This window comes from Arthrobacter sp. PTI12 (assembly GCF_056679915.1).
The window spans coordinates 1634542-1655567 of the sequence record NZ_CM155256.1; the positions used below are offsets into that span (position 1 = coordinate 1634542).

General features: G+C 64.2%; 18 protein-coding genes and 2 tRNA genes. 16 read left to right on the forward strand and 4 right to left on the reverse strand.

Annotation, left to right across the window (positions count from 1 at the left end; all coding sequences use genetic code 11):
- Positions 1 to 202 precede the first annotated feature (202 nt).
- Positions 203 to 379 (forward strand): hypothetical protein, encoded by a 177-nt coding sequence (locus AC1MBU_RS07945; RefSeq protein ID WP_157359096.1) that lies wholly within the window; start codon positions 203 to 205, stop codon positions 377 to 379.
- On the opposite strand, the gene AC1MBU_RS07950 is transcribed toward AC1MBU_RS07945, so the two are convergent.
- A complete protein-coding gene (locus AC1MBU_RS07950) occupies positions 380 to 811 on the reverse strand; it encodes a universal stress protein (RefSeq protein WP_277359575.1) in 432 nt (143 codons plus the stop codon). It abuts the gene before it with no gap.
- A gap of 227 nt (positions 812 to 1038) precedes the next feature.
- On the opposite strand from AC1MBU_RS07950, the gene AC1MBU_RS07955 reads away from it, so the two are divergent.
- Both AC1MBU_RS07955 and AC1MBU_RS07960 read left to right on the forward strand, forming a co-directional pair.
- The gene (locus tag AC1MBU_RS07955; protein ID WP_056549224.1) at positions 1039 to 2430 is read left to right on the forward strand and encodes a glycine--tRNA ligase; all 1392 of its coding nucleotides are present in this window, start codon (positions 1039 to 1041) and stop codon (positions 2428 to 2430) included.
- Positions 2431 to 3348, forward strand: coding sequence for a GNAT family N-acetyltransferase (locus AC1MBU_RS07960; RefSeq protein WP_277359576.1), 918 nt, complete (start codon positions 2431 to 2433; stop codon positions 3346 to 3348).
- Between the two features lie 38 nt (positions 3349 to 3386).
- On the opposite strand, the gene AC1MBU_RS07965 is transcribed toward AC1MBU_RS07960, so the two are convergent.
- Complete coding sequence (locus AC1MBU_RS07965) at positions 3387 to 4202, reverse strand: lysophospholipid acyltransferase family protein (RefSeq protein ID WP_277359577.1); 816 nt, start codon at positions 4200 to 4202, stop codon at positions 3387 to 3389.
- 44 nt (positions 4203 to 4246) lie between these two features.
- A complete protein-coding gene (locus tag AC1MBU_RS07970) occupies positions 4247 to 5002 on the reverse strand; it encodes an alpha/beta hydrolase (protein WP_479789697.1) in 756 nt (251 codons plus the stop codon).
- Positions 5003 to 5155: 153 nt separating this feature from the next.
- Here AC1MBU_RS07970 and AC1MBU_RS07975 point away from each other — a divergent pair, with 153 nt between their 5' ends.
- The 6 genes from AC1MBU_RS07975 to AC1MBU_RS08000 all read left to right on the forward strand — a co-directional run bounded on the left by AC1MBU_RS07975 (position 5156) and on the right by AC1MBU_RS08000 (position 12809).
- Positions 5156 to 6559 carry a YibE/F family protein gene (locus AC1MBU_RS07975; RefSeq protein ID WP_479789698.1) on the forward strand — a complete coding sequence of 468 codons (1404 nt, stop codon included), beginning with the start codon at positions 5156 to 5158 and terminating at the stop codon, positions 6557 to 6559.
- Between the two features lie 37 nt (positions 6560 to 6596).
- The gene (gene dusB / locus AC1MBU_RS07980) at positions 6597 to 7775 is read left to right on the forward strand and encodes a tRNA dihydrouridine synthase DusB (protein ID WP_277359871.1); all 1179 of its coding nucleotides are present in this window, start codon (positions 6597 to 6599) and stop codon (positions 7773 to 7775) included.
- Positions 7776 to 7788: 13 nt separating this feature from the next.
- Positions 7789 to 9084 carry a deoxyguanosinetriphosphate triphosphohydrolase gene (locus AC1MBU_RS07985; protein WP_277359870.1) on the forward strand — a complete coding sequence of 432 codons (1296 nt, stop codon included), beginning with the start codon at positions 7789 to 7791 and terminating at the stop codon, positions 9082 to 9084.
- Positions 9085 to 9171: 87 nt separating this feature from the next.
- Positions 9172 to 11109: a DNA primase gene (dnaG, locus tag AC1MBU_RS07990; protein WP_479789699.1), complete on the forward strand. Its 1938-nt coding sequence runs from the start codon at positions 9172 to 9174 to the stop codon at positions 11107 to 11109.
- 55 nt (positions 11110 to 11164) lie between these two features.
- A tRNA-Asn gene (locus AC1MBU_RS07995) sits at positions 11165 to 11237 on the forward strand.
- A gap of 93 nt (positions 11238 to 11330) precedes the next feature.
- The gene (locus AC1MBU_RS08000; RefSeq protein ID WP_346028849.1) at positions 11331 to 12809 is read left to right on the forward strand and encodes an SDR family oxidoreductase; all 1479 of its coding nucleotides are present in this window, start codon (positions 11331 to 11333) and stop codon (positions 12807 to 12809) included.
- 37 nt (positions 12810 to 12846) lie between these two features.
- Here the strand turns inward: AC1MBU_RS08000 and AC1MBU_RS08005 are convergent, their stop codons facing one another.
- Positions 12847 to 14070 carry a multidrug effflux MFS transporter gene (locus tag AC1MBU_RS08005; protein WP_479789700.1) on the reverse strand — a complete coding sequence of 408 codons (1224 nt, stop codon included), beginning with the start codon at positions 14068 to 14070 and terminating at the stop codon, positions 12847 to 12849.
- 253 nt (positions 14071 to 14323) lie between these two features.
- On the opposite strand from AC1MBU_RS08005, the gene AC1MBU_RS08010 reads away from it, so the two are divergent.
- The 7 genes from AC1MBU_RS08010 to AC1MBU_RS08040 all read left to right on the forward strand — a co-directional run bounded on the left by AC1MBU_RS08010 (position 14324) and on the right by AC1MBU_RS08040 (position 21022).
- Positions 14324 to 15763 (forward strand): sugar porter family MFS transporter, encoded by a 1440-nt coding sequence (locus AC1MBU_RS08010; RefSeq protein WP_479789701.1) that lies wholly within the window; start codon positions 14324 to 14326, stop codon positions 15761 to 15763.
- A 74-nt stretch (positions 15764 to 15837) separates the two neighbouring features.
- A complete protein-coding gene (locus AC1MBU_RS08015; RefSeq protein ID WP_479789702.1) occupies positions 15838 to 16692 on the forward strand; it encodes a phage holin family protein in 855 nt (284 codons plus the stop codon).
- Positions 16693 to 16772: 80 nt separating this feature from the next.
- Positions 16773 to 17381 (forward strand): CDP-alcohol phosphatidyltransferase family protein, encoded by a 609-nt coding sequence (locus AC1MBU_RS08020; RefSeq protein WP_318533044.1) that lies wholly within the window; start codon positions 16773 to 16775, stop codon positions 17379 to 17381.
- A 13-nt stretch (positions 17382 to 17394) separates the two neighbouring features.
- Positions 17395 to 18285 (forward strand): DMT family transporter, encoded by an 891-nt coding sequence (locus AC1MBU_RS08025; protein ID WP_346028852.1) that lies wholly within the window; start codon positions 17395 to 17397, stop codon positions 18283 to 18285.
- Between the two features lie 43 nt (positions 18286 to 18328).
- Positions 18329 to 19525, forward strand: a complete 1197-nt coding sequence (locus tag AC1MBU_RS08030; RefSeq protein WP_479789703.1) for a glycosyltransferase — start codon at positions 18329 to 18331, stop codon at positions 19523 to 19525.
- Between the two features lie 63 nt (positions 19526 to 19588).
- Positions 19589 to 19662 (forward strand) — tRNA-Ile (locus AC1MBU_RS08035).
- A 169-nt stretch (positions 19663 to 19831) separates the two neighbouring features.
- Complete coding sequence (locus AC1MBU_RS08040) at positions 19832 to 21022, forward strand: acyl-CoA dehydrogenase family protein (protein ID WP_277359642.1); 1191 nt, start codon at positions 19832 to 19834, stop codon at positions 21020 to 21022.
- Positions 21023 to 21026 lie beyond the last annotated feature (4 nt).

Genomic DNA, 21026 nt, shown 5'->3' on the forward strand with positions numbered 1-21026 from the left:
GGATCACGGCACAGGGGTGCGTTCAATCTATGGACAGTTGTCCCGCCGCGTCAAGGGCTCCCTACCCGCCGGTAGATCACCGGTGGAAACCGCCCTCATCACCGGTGGGAGACCGCCTCATCACCGGTAGAAAACCGCCCCCAAGGCGCGTAGGGTCGGAACTCCCGAAGCGGGGAACTATGTGAGGCAAAGGAGATTTCCCATGGGCCTAAGCAACATCATCAGGAGCGCCGCCGGCCGATTCGCAGGCGGAGGCAGCGCCGGAACAACCCGAGGCACACCGCGGACCGGCGGGATGCGAACGGGACGTAGCGGCGCCAACCGCCCCGGTTCCGGTGGAGTCGGCGGAATGATCCGCAGCATCCTCAACCGGCGGTAGTCAGGAAGCTGTTTTCACTACGAGGACGTCGCACGGAGCGTTGTGAACAACGCTCCAGGCGACGCTCCCCAGCACTCGCCCTAGCCCCTTGATGCCCACATTGCCTACCACGAGCAATTGGGCGCCCGAGCGCTCGGCCTCTTCCATCAGGACGTCCTGGGGCTTCCCGCGGCCGGCAGCAGGGCGAATTTCCACCCCCGGGTGCTCACCGCGCAGTTTGGTTGCCACTTGCTCTGCCATCTCCAGCGCACGCTCGGCATCATCCAGCACCCAGGTTTCGCTGCCGATCTTGACGATCTCCGTGTTGCCGGTGATGTGCGCGCTCAGAACGACCAGTTCGGTTCCCAGCCCCTGCGCGAGCGTCGCTGCCCGTGATGCCGCCTTATAAGCGGTTTCGCTGCCATCGACTCCCACAACCACATTCCCTGCCATGCTGTTCCTCCTTGAACGGTGAATCCCGGGCGGTTCCCGCGCCGGACCAACAGGAACGACCTTAGCGCCAGCGAGCAGGCAGGCGTGTTTCGGTAGGCTAAGGTAGTAGCTTCGCCCGCCCGGTCCGGCACGGCAGTTCGCGTTGAATTCCGGCTGCTGGGCCGTTCCGCACGGCACAACGACGACCGCACCCAGCGGCCTGTCCAAACATGTAGAGGATGGCATTCATCGTGGCCAAGCAGGTTTCAGCCCTGGACCCAATCATTTCCCTCGCCAAGCGGCGCGGCTTCGTCTTCCAGGCCGGTGAAATCTACGGCGGTTCCCGCTCCGCCTGGGACTACGGACCCCTTGGCGCCGAGCTCAAGGAAAACATCAAGCGCCAGTGGTGGCAGTCAATGGTCCGTGGGCGCGAGGACGTCGTCGGTCTGGACTCCTCGGTTATCCTTCCCCGCCAGGTATGGGAAGCATCCGGCCACGTCGAAGTATTCTCCGACCCCCTGGTGGAGTGCCTCTCCTGCCACAAGCGCTACCGGGCTGACCACCTCGAGGAAGAGTATGAGGAGAAGAAGGGCAGGCCCGCGGAGAACGGCCTGGCGGACATTGCCTGCGCCAACTGCGGCACCCGCGGCCAGTGGACGGAACCCCAGGAGTTCTCCGGTCTGCTGAAAACCTTCCTCGGCCCTGTTGCCAGTGAAGAGGGCATGCACTATCTACGGCCCGAAACCGCGCAGGGCATCTTCGTGAACTTCAACAACGTGCTCACTACGTCCCGCAAGAAGCCACCGTTCGGCATCGGCCAGATCGGCAAGAGCTTCCGCAACGAGATCACGCCCGGAAACTTCATCTTCCGCACCCGTGAGTTCGAGCAGATGGAGATGGAGTTCTTCGTCGAGCCCGGCACCGATGATGAGTGGCACGAGTACTGGATCAAGGAACGGTTCGACTGGTATACCGGCCTCGGCATCAACCCGGACAACCTGCGCCTCTTCGTCCACCCGCAGGAAAAGCTGAGCCACTACTCCAAGGGCACCACGGACATCGAGTACCGCTTCGGATTCTCCGGCTCCGAGTGGGGTGAGCTTGAGGGCGTCGCCAACCGCACCGACTTCGACCTCTCCACGCACTCGAAGCACTCCGGCACAGAGCTGAGCTACTTCAACCAGGCCACCAACGAGCGGTACACCCCCTACGTCATCGAGCCTGCCGCCGGGCTGACCCGCTCCTTCATGGCGTTCCTCGTGGACTCCTACGCAGAAGATGAGGCGCCCAACGCGAAGGGCGGCGTGGACAAGCGCACCGTCCTCAAGCTCGATCCGCGTCTTGCTCCGGTGAAGGCCGCCGTTCTCCCGCTCAGCCGCAACGAGGACCTCTCGCCCAAGGCCAAGGATCTGGGAGCCCAGCTGCGGAAGAGCTGGAACATCGACTTCGACGACGCCGGTGCCATCGGCCGTCGTTACCGCCGCCAGGATGAAATCGGTACCCCGTTCTGCATCACCGTGGACTTCGACACGCTCGAAGACCAGGCCGTCACTATCCGTGAACGCGACACCATGGCCCAGGAACGCGTTTCCCTCGACAAGGTCGAGGGCTACCTGGCGCAGCGGTTGGTAGGCGCGTAAGTGGCAATCCAGTACCGCCCCTGGCGTGACGGCGACGACCTCGAACTCCTGCAGGTGTGGGGAGGCCCGCCGAATCCGCAGGCGGAGCAGTCCCGGGCACTGTTCCGGCCGTCGTCGGATTCCCCGTGGCTGCGCTGCATCGTGGCAGAAGATGCAATGGACGGTGTGGCCGTGCCGGTCGCTGCCGCTTACGTCTTCGAGCCGAAGCTTCATGATCAGCGGCTCTGGGCCTACGTTGAGGTCAGCCAGGCTCATCGGGGAACAGGGATTGCCGCCACGCTCCTGGGAATGCTCCGCCACGAAGCCGGCTCGTCGCCGTCGGGCGTTTCCACGCTGCGGGCAAAGGTGGTCCCCGGATCTGACGGCGCTGCCTTCGCAGCGGCGGCAGGCTTCCGGGAGATCCAGCGCTCGCGGATCATCGAGGTTGCACCCGGAGCGCTCGCGGTACCGAACTTCGACGACGACGACGGCCCCCAGCTTGAGGAGGCTGCAACCGGTTCGGTTGAGCTCACCAGGGCGGTGACCGAGTGGTACAACGCGGTGCACTCGTGGGACCCGGCTGATATGACGCTGGGCCAGGCGCAGCAGTTCCTGCTCGCTGATACGGCAGGTGCCGGTGGTGCCGTGGTCCTGCGTGACAAGCCCAGGAGCGCCGGCGGTGCGATTGCGGCATTCGCGCTGAGCTACACACAGAGCCGAACGGACGCGCCGGCAGACGTGCTCATCGGGTGCGACACAGGCCTGCGGCCCAGCGAGCAGAGCGCTGCCGTCGCGTCGCTGCTGGCGATGCTGGTGTATCAGTACCCCGTGCAGTTGGAGGTTGATGACTCCATGACCGCGCTGGTTGAGGTGCTTGATCCGCTGCTTGCCACTGGTGCCGCCAGGGTCGTGGCGGAAACGCGGGTTGTCAGCGACTGACCGAAGTCCTGTCGCCTGCGTCACCCGCGTCGCCTAGATCATCCGCGGCGGTAACGTCCGGCCGCGGCGTCCCGTGCATCCGCTGCAGCACGCTCGGCCTCGGTCAGCGCACCTCCACCGAGATGGGCAGGCTGCCACCACGCGCCAGGTGGCGGCACCAGCGGAAAATCAGCAATCCCGCGGTCAATGCCGTCCTGCAGTTCCGCACGTAGTTGTTCCGTCTCGAGGGCTATGTCCGCGTCCTGGGTATGCCTGATCGGTTCGCTGATGTGAACCCGGATTGGTGCACGCCAGGCCCGGCGGAGTGAGAACCCGTGACCGCGGGTCATCAGCCGGTGCGCTCCCCAGACTGACACGGGAATGAGCGGCACATCGGCTTCGGCCGCAAGGCGTACCGCGCCCGTCTTGAGCTCGCGCACCGTGAAGCTACGGCTCACACCGGCTTCGGGAAGGATGGCGATGTACTCGCCGGCGCGAAGTTTTTCGAGCGCACCCTCGTAGGCCGCCGCGCCTGCGCTGCGGTCGACGATCACGTGTCCGCAGGCGGAGATGGCCGGTCCTGCAAACCAGTGCGACGCCGCAGCCTTGGTAATCAGAAACTTCAGTTGGGCGCGGGTATGCTTCCACAGCACAAGCTCGGCAAACGCAAAGTCGAGGTAACCGAAGTGGGTGATAGCGAACACCGCTCCCTCTCCAGGCACAGGCGTTCGTGACACCCCCGTGCCTGCGTGCGCGGAAGGCAGATGTGATTCGCCGCTGACCATGACGCGCATCCGGAAGATCCACCGCAGCAGCAGACCGCTGTGCACCAGCATGCGGTAGAACCGAACGCTCTGCTTCGGAACCCAGGCCATCGTTCAGACGCCCCGCTTCGAACGGGGGGATAGGGACAACGGGTTCACAGCGTGACGCCGAGCGGTGAGGGTTCAACGAGCACGTCCGCAGCGCGCCGGAGGTACTTCGCGTCCACCGGTGCGCCGGTGTCGTCGGAGAAACTCTTCAGCAGGTAAGAGGCGCTGAGCTCGTGCCATACGGAAAGTTTCGTGAACATGAAGTGTCCGGCACCGGTCAGCGTGACGTACCGGACGTCGTCGGCAATGTGCTGAATTCGCTGCGCGTATCTCAGTGACTGCCGCGGCGAGGTCCAGCGGTCCGCGTCCCCATGGACGATGAGCACTCTTCGTCCGGACACCTGCTGCAGCGGCGTTGTGCTGTCAAGCCATGGTGCCAGGGCTACGACGGCGCGGACCTGCGGATCATCCGCCGCGCACAGGGCCGTCAGGCCACCCATCGAGTGGCCCAGCAGGTAGACAGGCTTGCCGGGGTGACGCTTCCGGATCTGCTGCAGCGCCCATCGCGCATCGTGCAGCGCGGACATGTGCTCGCCGTTCCATCCTCGCACCCTGTTCCGCAGGCTCCAGGTCTCAAGCCCGGCCGGGGATCCCCAGGAAGAAAGCAGCCGGGCAAACGGAATCATCCGTGCCGGGCTCAGGTGTCGTGACCGCACCGGCTCGAAGCTGTTCGAGCGCCCACCGTGCAGCACCAGCACAACCCCGCGTACGGCGCCAGCCGCCGGCCGGACCGTCACTTCCGGCGCATGCGCCATCCCGTCGGCCGCATCCTGGTCGGCTTCACTGAACCTTTCCTTCGCCATGCACCCTCCACTCACTTCCGATCCGGATACACACAGGCCATGCACTGCGTCCCTGCTCCCGACCGCCATCCTGCGTAGAATCCTCGGGGGACTCCGCACCAGGCAGACCGGTTTCCATCCTGCCAGTAGTACACCGACAGCAAGGAACGATGAGTGGGCCACAGCCATATCCATCCTTCTGACGGGGCCGCTCCTCCACCCAACCCGGAGCAGATCGCTGCCCTGTCAAGAACGCGCCGGCGGGCGAATTTTCTCCTCGCGGCGATCCTTGTTCCGCTCGGCGTCATCACACTCGTCGCGATGATGATGCTGTGGCCGGGCGCCGACCGGTCCGGCATCACCGTTGCCGATCCGCTCGCCACCGCGCCCGGCACCTCAATGGATGTGGGTACGGTGCAGCGCGTGGTTTCGGAGGACTGCCCGTCCTCCCAACCAACCGTCGACGCCGGCGGCGAAGCGCAGCAGTGCCTGGTCGCCTACACAGAGCCTGACTCCGGCGGCTCAGCCGTTCCGGTGGAACTCAACCCTGAAATTGCACGTTCCGGTCAGGTGGAACCGGGCGATTCAATCCGCTACCTCAATCTCGACGGTGTCATCAACGGTGCAGGCACGCCCTACATTTTCGTGGACTTCGTGCGCACGCTCCCCGTGGCAGCGCTCGCGGTGCTGTACGCCGTCGTCGTTGTTTCTGTTGCCCGGTGGCGCGGACTTCGGGCGATCATCGGACTGGTGGGCGCGCTCTTCGTCCTGGCACAGTTCATGCTGCCCGGGCTGATCGAGGGCAAACCTCCCTTGCTGCTGGGGCTGGTGGGCTCGGTTGTCATCATGTTCGGGGTCCTCTACTTTGCGCACGGCTTCTCGGCGCGAACCTCGACGGCGCTGCTCGGCACGATCTTCGGACTCGCCATCACCGCGCTGCTGGCAGCCTGGGCCACGGACACCGCGAACCTCACCGGTGTGGGCAATGACAGCGCAAGTGCACTGATCAATGCAGCGCCTGAGGTCTCGCTCTCCGGAATCATCCTCTGCGGACTGATCATTTCCGGGCTCGGTGTGCTCAACGATGTGACCATCACCCAGTCCTCGGCGGTCTGGGAGCTTTACGAACTGGCGCCAGGAACGTCCACGCGGCGGCTGTTCGCCGGGGCCATGCGCATTGGGCGCGACCACATCGCCTCAACGGTCTACACGATTGCCTTTGCCTACGCGGGCGCCGCCCTTCCACTGCTGATCCTCGTGTCGCTACAGGACAGTTCCCTGATGACCGCCCTGACCAGCGGTGAACTCGTTGAGGAGGTGGTTCGTACCCTGGTCGGATCAATAGGCCTGGTTCTTGCCATCCCGGTTACCACGCTGGTTGCCGTCCTGGTGGTCAAGGCGGTCGGCCGTGGAGCCGGTCCGGTCGTCTCCAGGAAACAGCACGACGGCGCACCCACCCCTGCAGCGCTCGCCGCCGAGGAGGCGCCTGGGCAGCCGGCTGAAGGCGCACACAGCGGGCAGGTTGCGGCGGGCGCGCTGCCGAGCCGCAGGGAGATGCGCGAGCAGAGGCAGGGCTGACGCCCCTCGATTTGCCCTGTCTTGCGACAATGGTTGGGTGAGCATTGCACCGACTACTACCTCCACGCGGCTCGACCTGCCGCCGCTGCGCCTGGGCGGGATAACCGTCGATACCCCTGTGGTTCTCGCTCCCATGGCCGGCATCACCAATACAGCGTTCCGCCGGCTGTGCCGCGAGTACGGCGGCGGCCTGTACGTCTCCGAAATGGTGACGTCCCGCGCCCTCGTCGAACGCAATCCGGAGTCCCTGCGCATCATCTCCCATGACGAGGATGAATTGGTGCGCTCCGTCCAGCTGTACGGCGTGGACCCCAAGACCGTCGGAGCCGCCGTTCGTATCCTCGTCGAGGAAGACCGCGCGGACCACATTGACCTGAACTTCGGCTGCCCGGTCCCGAAGGTCACCCGGAAGGGCGGCGGAGCGGCGCTTCCGTGGAAGCTCGACCTCTTCACCGGCATCGTGCAGACGGCCGTCCGGGAAGCTTCGCGGGGGAACATCCCGTTGACCATCAAGATGCGCAAAGGCATCGACGAGGATCACCTGACTTTCCGTGAGGCAGGCAAGATCGCGCGCGATGCCGGCGTGGCCGCCGTTGCGCTGCATGGACGCACTGCCTCCCAGTTCTACTCCGGCAAAGCCGACTGGAACGCCATCGCCGAGCTGCGTGAGGCCCTGCCGGATGTTCCGGTACTGGGAAACGGTGATATCTGGAGTGCGGAAGACGCAATCCGCATGGTTCAGCAGACTGGTGTTGACGGCGTCGTGGTAGGCCGTGGCTGCCAGGGTAGGCCGTGGCTGTTCGGTGACCTCATGAACGCCTTCGAGGGCAGGGATGAGCGGCACCAGCCCGGGCTCGGGCAGGTGGCGGACACGGTGTACCGCCACGCGGAGCTGCTGGTGGACACCTTCGGCAACGAGATGATGGCGCTGCGCGACATCCGCAAGCACATGGCCTGGTACTTCAAGGGCTACGTGGTGGGTGGAGAATTGCGTGCAGCGCTCGCCGCCGTACCCACGCTCGAGGTTCTGCGCGGTCTGCTCGATCAACTGGACCGCACGTCTCCGTATCCCGGCACTGACGCCGAAGGACCGCGCGGGCGTGCGGGATCACCCAAGCGCACGTCGCTGCCGGACAAGTGGCTCGAGGCCCGCCAGCTCAATCCTGAACAGCAGGCGGACATCGCCGCGGCGGAAGTCGACATATCGGGTGGATAGGGCGGCTGAGCACATGCAGAATTCCCCCGTCGGCAATGCAGCGCCGATTACTCCCGGCTACACGGATGCGGACATGCAGCGCTGGGTCGATGAAGCGCCCAAGAGCCTGCATCGTACGCACTTTGAGCGTGACCGCGCACGCGTCCTCCACTCCTCGGCGTTGAGACGGCTTGGCGCGAAGACGCAGGTGGTCGCCCCCGATACTGACGACTTCGTGCGGACCCGATTGACCCACAGCCTCGAGGTGGCGCAGGTGGGGCGGGAGCTGGGTCGCTCCCTCGGCTGCGACCCGGACATCGTCGACGCCGCCTGCCTCTCCCACGATCTTGGACATCCTCCGTTCGGGCACAACGGCGAGGCCACGTTGAATGACCTGGCGCACTCCATCGGCGGGTTCGAGGGCAACGCACAGACACTTCGGCTCCTGACCCGGCTTGAGCCCAAAGTCATCCGTGCCGACGGCGAACCGGCCGGGCTCAACCTCACCCGAGCCAGCCTCGATGCCGCGTGCAAGTACCCGTGGACTGCTGTGAACGCGCCGGTGATCCACGGACACCGCACCTCGAAGTTCGGCGCCTATGAGGACGATCTCCCCGTCTTCACCTGGCTGCGGCAGGGGGCACCGGCCGGCCGGTCCTGCCTTGAAGCGCAGGTCATGGACCTGGCCGATGACATCTCCTACTCCGTCCATGACGTCGAAGACGCCATCGTGGCCGGTCACTTCCAGCTCAAGTGGATGGACAACCCCGACCACCGCGCCCGCGTTGTCGGGTACACCCAGCAGTGGTACCTGCCGCACTCCGATCCGGCCGCCGTCGACGCTGCGCTCGCACGGCTGGAAGCAACGGACGTCTGGGTTCGCGAGGCTGACGGCAGCCGCAAAGCCATGGCCGCGCTGAAGAACATGACCAGCCAGCTGATCGGTCGTTTCTGCCTCAGTGCACTGCAGACAACACGGGGCATTTACGGCACCGACCCGCTCACCCGGTACGCCGCCGAGATGGTGGTTCCCGAGGACACGGTCACCGAGATCGCGGTGATGAAGGGCCTTGCAACCACCTACGTGATGACCAGCGTCCACCGCCAGCCCATTTATGAGCGGCAACGTGAGGTGCTGTCCTCGCTGGTGCAACAGATGGCCGCCGCAGGGGACAGCTTCCTTGAGCCCATGTTCGCCTCCGATTGGCGCCAGGCGGACGACGACGACGCCCGCCTCCGCGTGGTGATCGACCAGGTGGCATCCCTGACGGATGCCTCCGCCCTCGCCCTGCACGAAAGGGTTGTCGGGCCCGTTCCCGCGCTCTGGTAGAGGGTTATGCACACGCCCGGATAGCGGTATTCACAGGGCCGGGCTACCGGACGGCGGAACCGGAGACCGAACACTAGACTGGATAATATGGCCGGACTCATCAAGCGTGAAGACATCGATGAGGTTCGCCAGCGCACCGACATCAAGGAAGTGGTGGACGGGTACGTCACCCTGAAGTCCGCCGGTGTGGGGTCGTGGAAAGGCCTTTGCCCCTTCCACGATGAGCGCTCGCCGTCGTTCCATGTCCGTCCGCACATGGGCTCCTATCACTGCTTCGGATGCGGTGAAGGTGGTGATGTCATTTCCTTCGTGCAGAAGATGGATCACACGTCCTTCGCGGAGACGGTTGAAAAGCTGGCCGCACGCATCTCTTTCGAACTGCGCTATGAGGATGGCGGAACCGGCCCCCGGCGCGAGGATTCCGGCAAGCGGCAGCGCCTCCTCGATGCACACAAGATTGCTGCGGAGTTCTACCGCGACCAACTGTTGACACCAGAGGCGGCGACCGGCCGCGCTTTCCTGCAGGAGCGCGGCTTCGACCGGGCCGCCGCTGAACACTTCGGCGTCGGCTACGCGCCTCAGGGGTGGGACGGCCTGCTCAATCACCTGACCGGCCGCGGGTTTCTCCTGGACGAGCTGAAGCTGACCGGCATGTTCAGTGTTTCGTCCAACAACTCGGGCCGGCTCTACGACCGCTTCCGGGGCAGGCTCATGTGGCCCATTCGGGACATCACCGGGGACACCGTGGGATTCGGCGCCCGCAAGCTGTATGAGGATGACCCGGGGCCCAAGTACCTGAATACCCCTGAGACCACCCTCTACAAGAAGTCGCAGGTCCTGTACGGAATCGATCTCGCCAAACGGGAGATCGCAAAGTCACGTCAGCTCGTGGTGGTGGAGGGCTACACCGACGTCATGGCGTGCCACCTCGCCGGAGTAGGCACCGCCGTAGCCACCTGCGGCACGGCCTTCGGTGCCGAGCACATCAAGATCGCGCGCCGGCTCCTGTCCGACGACGGCACCGGCGGAGAGGTCATCTTCACCTTCGATGGCGACGCCGCCGGGCAGAAAGCGGCACTGCGCGCCTTCGAGGAGGATCAGCGGTTCAACGCGCAGACTTATGTGGCGGTCGGCGCTGACGGCGCTGACCCCTGCGAGCTGCGACAGACCGCGGGGGACCAGGCCGTTCAGGACCTCATCAGCACCCGGCGCCCGCTGTTTGAGTTCGCCATCAAAGCATCGTTTGACCAGTTCGATCTCTCCACCGGCGAGGGCCAGACAAAAGCGCTACGGCACGCGGCTCCCATCGTGGCCAACATCCGCGATGTGTCCCTGAGGTCGGTCTACACCCGGGAACTGTCCCGGTGGCTCGGCATGCAATTCGTTGGCGAGGACCAGGTGGCGCGCGCGGTCACGGCCGCGGCAAAGCGGGCAACCCAACCGGCACAGGATGGCAAGCAGGGTGCACAGAACCCGCAGAGCCGCCAGCCCGCCCAGGCACCGGGCAGCGGCCCTGAATTGGTGGAAGAAGTGCCGCAGTTCCGGCGTCCAGATCCGCGTGATCCTGTTGCACGGATGGAGCGCGAAGCGCTCGAGGTGGTTCTCCAGTATCCGCAACTGCTTGATCAGGACCAGTGGGACCGTTTTTCTGATTCCCGCTTCTCCGTGCCCGCCTACGCCGCGCTGCATGATGCAGTGCGTGCTGCCGGAACTACAGGGAGAGACAGAGCCGACTCCGCATCGAACTGGGTGGAACGGGTGCGCCAGGAGGTTCCCGACATGCTGCGTGGTTATGTGAGCGAACTCGCCGTGACGCCGCTGCCCGCGACGGATGGAGAGGGGATGGCCGCGTACTGCCGAGACATCCTCAGCAGGCTCTCGGAGCTGCGCATCACCCGGCTGAAGGCAGAGAAGCTGAGCTCACTGCAGAGGCTCGATCCGGCGGCTGATCCATCCCTCTTTCAGCAACTGAACCGGGAGCTGATGGAGCTCGAAATGGAACGCCGCGCCCTGCGCTCGGACTAGCAGCCGGCCAATTTCACTTACCCGGTTTTCCTATGTAAAGTTGTTTCTGCTGCTTTCCCCCGTAGCTCAATTGGCAGAGCATTCGACTGTTAATCGAAGGGTTACTGGTTCAAGTCCAGTCGGGGGAGCAAATAGGCTCCTGACCTGCGTTTTCGCCGGTCAGGAGCCTTTCTCGTTAGCCGCCGGGTTGCCACTCAGGCTGGGCGCGTAGTCTGACCCCTATGCGCAATGATGATCTTGTTCTGGTAACGGGCGCCACTGGATATATCGGAGGTCGGCTCGTCTCCCGGCTGCTGGAAGACGGCCGGCGGGTCCGCGTGGTTGTGCGGTCACCCCAGAAGCTGCGGGACGTACCGTGGGCAGCGCAGGTCGAGGTGGTCGAAGGCGATCTGCAGGACGCCGAAACTATGAACCGTGCAAGCGAGGGCGTCTCCACGCTCTATTACCTCGTGCACTCCATGGGCTCCGGACGGGGGTTCGAGGAGCGGGAAGCGCAGATCGCATCGACCGTCGCCAAGGCTGCCTCGCAGGCTTCCGTCAAGCGCATCGTCTACCTCGGCGGTCTCCACCCGCAGGGTGTAAAGCTCTCAACGCACATGCGCTCCCGCGTGGCCGTGGGTGAAGTGTTGCTGGCATCGGGCGTTCCCACCATCGCTTTCCAGGCCGGCGTCGTCATCGGTTCCGGCTCCGCGTCCTTCGAGATGATCAGGCACCTGGCCGATGTACTGCCGGTCATGCCCGCGCCGAAGTGGGTACTGAACCGCATCGAACCCATCTCCGTGCGTGACGTCATCCACTACCTCCTCGGCGCATTGGACCTGCCGGAGGGGCTCAACCGGACCTTCGACATCGGTTCCGGAGACGTCCTGACCTACGCGGACATGATGAAGCGCTATGCGGAAGCCGCCGGTCTGCCCGGTCGAACGGTCCTGGCGCTGCCGGTGCTCACTCCGCGACTGGCCGGGCACTGGGTGAACCTCGTGACCCCCATCCCGCGGGCTATGGCGATGCCGCTGATTGAATCCCTCCAGCACAACGCGGTCACCGCCGAAGCAGACATCCATGAGTATGTGCCGCTGCCGGAGGGCGGGCTCACCGACTATCGCGCCGCCGTCGACCTCGCCCTGAACAAAATGAGCGCCGGTGAGGTGGAAACGAGTTGGGCGGGAGCTTCGCAGCGCGACGCTGTCGCGGATCCGCTTCCCTCCGACCCACAGTGGGCCGGCCACACGGTCTACAAGGACGAGCGCACCTTCCGCTCCAGCGCACCCGCTCCCGCGGTCTGGAAAGTGATCGAAGGCATCGGCGGGGAAAACGGCTGGTACTCCTGGCCCGTGGCGTGGGCTGCCCGCGGCTGGCTGGACAAGCTCGCCGGCGGTGTCGGCCTGCGCCGCGGACGCCGGCACTCGTCGGAGCTGATGGCAGGAGAGGCCCTGGACTTCTGGCGCGTCGAAGAGCTGGTGCGCGGCGAGAAGCTCCGTCTGCGGGCGGAAATGAAACTTCCTGGACGAGCCTGGCTCGAACTCTCGGTAGTGCCCGACGGCGGAGCGAGCGAATATCGCCAGCGCGCCATCTTCTTCCCCCGCGGCCTGGCCGGCCGGCTCTACTGGCTCGGCGTGCTGCCGTTCCACGGCGTGGTGTTCGCCTCCATGGCGCGCAACATCACGCGTACAGCCGAACGCGCCGGGCACCAGGCGTAGAGCCTGCTGTCCCTGGCCGTCGCTTGAGAGGAGCTGGCTAGCTGATCGCGGGTACGGTCCTCGGCCGCACAATCGTCCAGAGGAACACAATCCCGAGGGCAATACAGCAGGCCATGACCGCCGCCATGGGTGTGGCTGACGCTATCCCGAGAACTCCCACAATCGGTGAGATGATCCCAGCCAACCCGAAGGTGGTCGCGCCGAGAAGTGACGCGGCGGTTCCGGCCTGCGCGCCATGGTTGGCCAGCGCGAGCACCTGGACGCAGGGGAACGTGAAGCCGGCAGCCGAGATGTAGAACCAGAGCGGAACCGCGGTACCCCAGAATCCGAAGCCGAGGTAGTCGAAGAGGATCATCAGGAGCGCCATCGCGAGCATTGCCGCGGTGGAGCAGGCGATGATCCACTGCGGACCCACCCTCCGGACCACCCGGGCGCTGATCTGGACAGCAGCCACAATGCCGAGCGAGTTCACTGCGAAGAGCAGCCCGTACTGCTGGGGATCAAGCCCGTACACGTCCTGGAACAGGAACGGCGATGCCGACAGATAGGAAAACAGGCCCGAAAAGTTCATGCCGCCCACCAGCAGAATGCCGATGAAGACACGGTCGGTCAGCACCGCGCGATACCGCTGAAGAGCCGTGGACGACGACGCTTTCCGCCGGTCCGCAGGCAGGGTTTCAATGATGAACAACGAGACGGCGAGGATCACCAGGAACCCGTACGCGGCGAGGAACCAGAAGATTCCGGGCCACGGCATGATCACGAGTAACTGGGACCCGATGACGGGCGCGAAGATGGGGGCCATCCCGTTCACCAGCGCCATGTAGGAAAGCATGCGAACCAGTGGGTAGCCGCTGAAGAGGTCGCGGATCATCGCCATGGCCACCACGCCGCCTCCGGCTGCGCCCATTCCCTGCAGCACACGATAGACCATGAGCATGCCGATCTCTGTGGACAGCGCGGCCCCGAGCGAGGCGATGACGTGCAGGCTGGTGGCCATGATCAGCGGCAGGCGCCGGCCCACCTTGTCACTCAGCGGACCCACGATCAGCTGGCCTGCAGCAAAGCCCACAATCGTTCCGGTCAGGGTGAGCTGCACAGCAGCCTCGGTGACGCCGAGATCATCCTGCAGTGCCGGGAACGCGGGCAGGTACAGGTCGATAGTGAACGGACCGAGCGCGGTGAGCGTGCCGAGAATGACAACGTAGATCAGCTTCTGGCGCCTGGTGAGCGCGTCGCCGGGGTGCGTGGTGGTGCTCAACAGATACCTATCTGGCGTGGCGGATGCGGGAGTCGCACTGCGGCGCTGCAGACGAAAGGTGGTGGAGAGCCGGTCGAGGCATCGAGGTGGTTGCCGGAACGAATCAACATCCATCTTAGGGCCCTCAGCCAACCTCGCGGAAGACCTGCCGCTATGAATGCTGACACCCGGGTGCTCAGTAGGCTTCGGATTGTCGTAGGGTGAAATGCAGCTCAGAGGTCCACAGGGTAGCGCAGAGGTCAGGAGAAACAACGTGAACGCCGGAGATCGGGATACAAGTGCGCCCTCAGGTGCACCGCAGCCGCACATGGGAAAAGTCATCGGAGTCAGTGTCGCGGCCGCTGTCGGTGGACTCCTGTTCGGCTTCGACACTGCCGTCATCAATGGTGCGGTTGACGCTATCCAGGAAGACTTCAGCCTGGGGGAAGCCGTCCTGGGGTTCACTGTCGCGATCACGCTCCTGGGCTGTGCCGCGGGCGCCTGGTTTGCCGGTGAACTCGCGGACCGGCTCGGCCGCAAACGCGTCATGTTGGGCGCAGCTATCCTTTTCCTGATCAACTCGGTCGGATCCGGTTTCGCATTCAGCGAGTGGGACCTGATGCTCTGGCGCCTCATCGGTGGCGTCGCCATCGGAGTCGCATCAGTCATCGCGCCCGGCTATATCGCCGAGATCGCTCCGGCCAAGTGGCGTGGCGGACTCGCATCCATTCAGCAGCTGGCAATCACCGTCGGCATCTTCGCTGCACTGCTGTCCGACGCCTGGCTTGCCGACCTGGCAGGCGGAGCCACCGGAGAACTGTGGTGGGGGCTGCCGGCCTGGCGCTGGATGCTGCTTGTCGGCATCGTACCGGCAATCATCTACGGAGTGCTGGCGCTGACCATTCCGGAATCGCCCCATTATCTGATTCGCGGTGGCCGCGACGCAGAAGCCGCACATGTGCTGTCCCGCGTGACCGGTATTCGGGACACCACCGCCAAACTGACAGAGATCCGTTCCACCCTCCGGATGGAGGACAAGACGACGCTGCGTGATCTGCGCGGATCGATGCTCGGCCTGCAGCCCATTCTCTGGGTGGGCATGACCGTTGCTGCCCTGCAGCAGCTTGTCGGCATCAACGCCATCTTCTATTACTCCACCACCCTGTGGCAGTCAGTCGGGTTCAGTGAGAGCGAGTCATTTACGACGTCGGTGATCACGTCGATCATCAACGTCGCGATGACCTTCGTGGCCATCTTCTTCGTTGACAGGATCGGCCGCCGCAAGCTGCTGCTGGTAGGTTCCGCAGGAATGTTTGTCGGCCTTCTCGCCGCAACCGTGTCCTTCGCGCAGGCAACGGGGAGCGGAGCGGATGTTTCGCTCCCCGGGGCATGGGGACCGGTGGCCCTGGTCGGCGCAAACCTGTTCGTCATCTTCTTCGCGGCGACGTGGGGGCCGGTCATGTGGGTGACACTCGGAGAAATGTTCCCGAACAAGGTGCGCTCCATCGCACTGGGCGTAGCCACGATGGTGAACTGGATTTTCAACTTCATTGTCACGCTCGCATTTCCCTGGGTCAGTGAGAACCTTGGCGTCTGGATCATGTACGCGGTGTTCACCGGCTTCGCCGTTGTTTCCTTCTGGTTTGTGAAGACCCAGCTTCAGGAGTATGCCGGCCGGGAACTCGAGGACCGGGACGAATTGCCGGCCCGCTGAGCCGGTGATCGGCCCGGGCGCGGGCGGGAAGTATGCGTCAGTGGTAATTTTGGGAACAGATGCAGGATGAACGGATGGGAGCAGGGCATATGGACAGCTCGACCAGCACGCGGGTGAACCGGGCCGGCGGCAAGCCGTCGGTGATCGGCTTGATCAGATTGCTGCTGCGGCTGACCCCGCGCCAGTTGGGCGACGAAGTCTCGCTTGCCCGCGAACAGCTCAAACAGAAGGGCATCACGGCCGGCATTGCTGCGGCGTTCTTCGTCGTAGCGCTGGTGTTTGTGGCATTCCTTGCCGTAGCCCTCATTGTCGCGGCGATCATGGGCCTGGCTACGGTCATGCCCCCCTGGCTGGCTGCTCTGTGCTTCGCTGCCCTGTTCCTCATCATTGCCGCCATTGCAGCACTGATGGGCCTGTCCCGCTTCAAGAAGGCGCTGCCGCTCCTGCCGGAAGACGCCATTCGCGGCATCAAGTATGACATCGGTGTGCTCAAGGAAGGGCGCAAGTTCAACCCGGCCACGCTTGACGTCAAGAAGCCCAAGGAAGAAAAGAAGCCCAAGCACAAGGAAACAGGGGACCCCAAGCCGCCTGCGCCGTCGTACGCTGAGCTCCGCAGCCGCTCCGGCCGCCGCCGCGATCACATTGCAGAAACCAGGGATGATCTCGGGCGCGGACTGGACTTCAAGTCCCAGGTGGACCACACGAAATCACGCGCGCGCACCGCCGCCGCCCAAGCCAAGTCCTCGGCAGTTCATGCCCGGGAAGCGCAGCGGACCCGTAGCGGCTCGACCCGCGTGACCCACACTCCTGGGTCATCTGCCCCTGCACGTCACAACCAGACGCTCGCTGACCGCTGGAAGCCACTAAGCGTTGTCGCCGCTTCTGCCGCTGCAATCGCTGTCATGGTAAGACGGCTCGTCGCCAAGTAGGCACTGCACATCGCGCGGACGCTGCGTCAGCCGCTTCGGTGCATCCAGGGCCCTGCCTGCATAATGGGAGCGGAGGGACTGTGATCAGACTTATTGGCGCCGGGGGAAAGCCTGGTCAGGCGACGGCCGAACTGGACACGTTCTGGACCGTACCGAACATCATCACCGTTGTCCGGTTCCTTGGGGTCCCGCTGTTTGTGATGTTCATTGTCCAGCGCGAATATGCCGCGGCCGTCATCACCCTGGTGCTGCTCGGATCAACCGACTGGATCGACGGCTATATCGCCCGCAGGTTCAGCCAGGTGTCCTCGGTGGGCAAGTGGCTTGATCCCGTGGCAGACCGAACGGCGCTGATCGTGGTTGCCGTGACCTTCGTGGTGGACGGCGTTGCGCCCGCCTGGCTCGTGTGGGCCATCGTGATCCCTGATGCAATTCTCATCATCAACGTCCTGATCCTCTTCGGCGGACGGCTGCGTCTGCCCGTGTCCAACATCGGCAAGATCCGGACCGCACTGCTGCTGGTGGGATCCCCCCTCCTGCTCCTGCAGCGTGTGGAAGGGTTCGACCAGCTGTGGCTCGAGATCACCGCCAACGTGCTGCTGATCCTCGGGTGCATCGGTCACGTCATTGCGTTCTACGGTTATTTCACGGCGTCGCACCGGGTGTACCGGCTGGAGCGCACCGCATGACGAAAGCGGGCGCATGGCCTGGGTAGCGGTACTCCTTGCGCTCCTCGGCGCCTGCTTCCTTGCTGTCGGTGCCCAGCGCCAGGGCAGTGCGGTGCGCTCCAATACCGGCGGGCTGTCCCTCAACTCCACAGGGTTCGTCCGGTTGCTGCGCAATCCGCGCTGGATCCTCGGCCTGATCCTGCTCGGTGCCGGGATGGTGTGCAACGTCATCGCCCTCAGCCTGGCCAGCCTCACCGTTGTGCAGCCGATCGGCGCCATCGCGCTGGTCATCACCACCGTCGTGAACTCCAGGGACCAGGGCGTGCGCATCAACCGGCCCACCGTCGTCGCAATCTCCGCGTGCGTCGCAGGCAGTGCGCTGTTCGTGCTGCTGGCACTCAATGTGACACGCAAAGACCATGTTGTCCTGCCGGACCAGGAACTGACCGCCGTGTTGCTGCTGTGCATCGCCGTCGCACTGTTCGGCACGCTTGCCGTCGTCTTCAAGCGCAGGCTCAGCGCTTTCGCCTACATTCTCGGCGCCGGCGTCCTCTTCGGCTTCGTTGCCGTGCTGACCAAGATCATTGCTACGCACCTGTTGGACCCAAACGGCCGGGTCTTTCTCAACGTCCCCATCTACAGCGTCATTGCGATCATCGCAGCCGCCGGCCTCGGCTCATGGTTCGTCCAGAGCGCCTATGCCACCGGCCCGCCGGATCTGGTGATTGCCGGCCTCACGGTCATTGATCCCATCGTGGGAATTGCCGTCGGCATAGTGGTGCTGGGTGAACTCCAGCCAAACGTTGAATCGGTGATTGCAATTGCCATGGGAGCGGCCGCCATCGTTGCTATTGTTGGAGTAATAGCACTGTCGCGCCACCATCCCGATGTGGTCAAGCGACAGAAAGAAGCACGACGGCGGTAACGCCCGTAACTTCTCCCACCGTTGCCAACCCGAGGACTACTTCGTGACCGATACGGCAGCAGATGCGCCGCTGACCATCCTGATCGCTGCAGACACCTACCCGCCGCATGTCAACGGCGCCTCCATGTTCGGCTACCGCCTGGCCAAGGGGATGACGGCCCGCGGCCATGACGTTCACGTTCTTGCCCCGAACACGATCAACGGCCGGAGCTTCACCGAGCCGGGCGGAGACTGGACGGTGCACCGACTCCGTTCGCACTCTGTCCCCACCCACGAATACTGGCGGATCTGCCTACCCTGGGAAATCAAGCGCGAGATCAGCATGCTCTTCGACCGGGTGCAGCCCGATGTGGTGCACATCCAGTGCCACTACATGGTGGGTGAGTACGCGCTGTATGAAGCCGTGAAGCGCGGGATCCGTGTGGTCGCCACCAATCACTTCATGCCGGAGAACCTGAACCCCTTCCTGCCCTTCCCTAAGTGGTTCAAGAACATTGTCGCGAAGAATTCCTGGCGCGACATGGGCAAGGTCATGGGGAAAGCAGACGTTGTGACCACGCCTACGCCTCTTGCCGCAAAGGCCATGCACGAACACGCGTTTCTGCGCAAAGTGCTGCCGCTGTCGAACGGCATCGACGCGGCAGCGTACGAGGCCAGGCCCGGCGAGCAGCTCGAGCATCCCGGTCACCCGACCGCCCTGTTCGTGGGGCGCCTCGCTGAGGAAAAGCACGTCGACGTGCTCATCGACGCGGTCGCGAAGACTCCCAGCGAGCTGAACCTGCACCTGGAGATTGTCGGCGGGGGAGAAGTGAAACCGGCTCTGCAGGCGCAGGTCAAGCGGCTGGGGCTTGAAGACCGGGTCACATTTCACGGCCTCATCTCTGATGAGGAACTCCGTCAGGCGTACCTGCGTGCCACCGTGTTCTGCCAACCGGGGACAGCGGAACTGCAGTCCCTGGTCACACTCGAGGCGATGTCCGCTTCCACCCCGGTTCTGCTGGCAAACGCCATGGCATTGCCGCACCTGGTCGAAGACGGGGCAAACGGCTATTTGTTCACTCCCCATGACAGTGCCGAGCTGGGCCGCCGCCTTACCGAAATCATCTCCATGCCGGAGGCTGAACGCGAGCGGATGGGGAAGATGAGCCGTTCCATGGTTGAAAAGCACAGCATCGATGCCACACTGTCCACGTTCGAGGACCTCTACTTCGGCAGGTTCCACGACACCGAAACGGTCTAGCCGTCTGATTCACGGCCACCATCGTGGCTACAATGGACTGCGCCGGCGCGTCGTCGGCGTTGCGGGGCTGTAGCTCAGCTGGTTAGAGCAGCGGACTCATAATCCGTTTGTCCTGGGTTCAAGCCCCAGCAGCCCTACTCGTGCAGGAAACCCCGGTCCGGATGGGCCGGGGTTTTTTGCATCGTGCGCACGGGTGGCACTGGAAGTTACCCGCGGGTAACATAGGCCGAGGTGATCCGCACCGCGAGGGTACGGACAGCGCCGGTGCAGTTGAGCGCCGGTGCGACTGATGGTGAGGAACGTTTCATGGGTGCACCCGCAATCGACGCTGACAACCTGCCGTACGCGGACGGCGACTTCTACTTCTTCGAGCAGATGCTCGACCCGAAGGAGCGTACCCGGCTCCTTGAGGTGAGGGAATGGCTGGCCCAGGAAGTCCGCCCGCACGCAGCGTCCTGGTGGAACGTTGGCGCTTTTCCCACTGAGCTGATCCCGCGGATCGCCGAGCTGGACATTGTGTCTCCAGTCAAACGGCTGGGCTATTCAAACCTGTTCGCGGGCCTGCTGCACGCCGAATTCACCCGTGCCGACACCTCTATTGCAACGTTCATGGGTGTTCACGACGGCCTGTTCACCGGCTCCATCGAGACGCTCGCCTCCCCGGAGCAGCAAGCCGAATGGCTTCCGGACATCTACGCCATGAAAAAGATCGGCGCTTTCGGCCTGACGGAACCGCTCGGCGGTTCCGACGTCGCGGGCGGTACGCGGACAACCGCGGAGCGCAGCGGAGACGGGTGGGTCCTCAACGGTGCAAAGCGCTGGATCGGGAACGCTACCTTCTCCGACTGGGTTGTCATCTTCGCCCGTGATGTTGCGGACAACCAGGTCAAGGGGTTCATGGTTGACACCTCGCTACCTGGCTACAAGGCCACCAAGATCGAGAACAAAACCGCTCTGCGCACCGTTGAAAATGCCGACATTGTGCTCGACGGCCTCCAGATCAGCGACGACTACCGGCTCACCGGCGCCAACAGCTTCAAGGACACCAACAAGGTCCTGCGCATCACACGGCTTTCGGTGGCGTGGCAGGCTGTAGGGCAACAATTGGCAGCCTTCGATGTTGCCCGGCGGTATGCCGTGGAGCGCCAGCAGTTTGGCCGCCCGCTCGCGTCCTTCCAGCTCATCCAGCAGCAGCTGGTCGAGATGCTCGGCAACACGGTGAGCTCCCTGGGCATGATGGTGCGTCTGGCGCAGTTGGCCGACGATGGCGGCGCGCGGGATGAGCAGTCCGCCCTCGCCAAAGCGTTCACCACTGCCCGGATGCGGGAAACAGTTGCCCTGGGCCGCAGCATCCTCGGCGGCAACGGCATAGTCACCGACTACGAGATGGCCAAGATCTTCGCCGATGCCGAAGCCGTCTATTCCTACGAGGGAACCTACGAAATCAACTCGCTTGTGACGGGTCGGGCCATCACGGGAATTGCTGCCTTCGTCTAAGTCG

What these genes read in the sequence shown, in the direction of transcription:
- AC1MBU_RS07945 (WP_157359096.1), top strand. Translation starts at nt 203, where the DNA reads ATGGGCCTAAGCAACATCATCAGGAGCGCCGCCGGCCGATTCGCAGGC.
- AC1MBU_RS07950 (WP_277359575.1), bottom strand. Translation starts at nt 811, where the DNA reads ATGGCAGGGAATGTGGTTGTGGGAGTCGATGGCAGCGAAACCGCTTAT.
- AC1MBU_RS07965 (WP_277359577.1), bottom strand. Translation starts at nt 4,202, where the DNA reads ATGGCCTGGGTTCCGAAGCAGAGCGTTCGGTTCTACCGCATGCTGGTG.
- AC1MBU_RS07970 (WP_479789697.1), bottom strand. Translation starts at nt 5,002, where the DNA reads ATGGCGAAGGAAAGGTTCAGTGAAGCCGACCAGGATGCGGCCGACGGG.
- AC1MBU_RS07985 (WP_277359870.1), top strand. Translation starts at nt 7,789, where the DNA reads ATGCAGAATTCCCCCGTCGGCAATGCAGCGCCGATTACTCCCGGCTAC.
- dnaG (WP_479789699.1), top strand. Translation starts at nt 9,172, where the DNA reads ATGGCCGGACTCATCAAGCGTGAAGACATCGATGAGGTTCGCCAGCGC.
- AC1MBU_RS08000 (WP_346028849.1), top strand. Translation starts at nt 11,331, where the DNA reads ATGCGCAATGATGATCTTGTTCTGGTAACGGGCGCCACTGGATATATC.
- AC1MBU_RS08015 (WP_479789702.1), top strand. Translation starts at nt 15,838, where the DNA reads ATGGGAGCAGGGCATATGGACAGCTCGACCAGCACGCGGGTGAACCGG.
- AC1MBU_RS08025 (WP_346028852.1), top strand. Translation starts at nt 17,395, where the DNA reads ATGGCCTGGGTAGCGGTACTCCTTGCGCTCCTCGGCGCCTGCTTCCTT.
- AC1MBU_RS08040 (WP_277359642.1), top strand. Translation starts at nt 19,832, where the DNA reads ATGGGTGCACCCGCAATCGACGCTGACAACCTGCCGTACGCGGACGGC.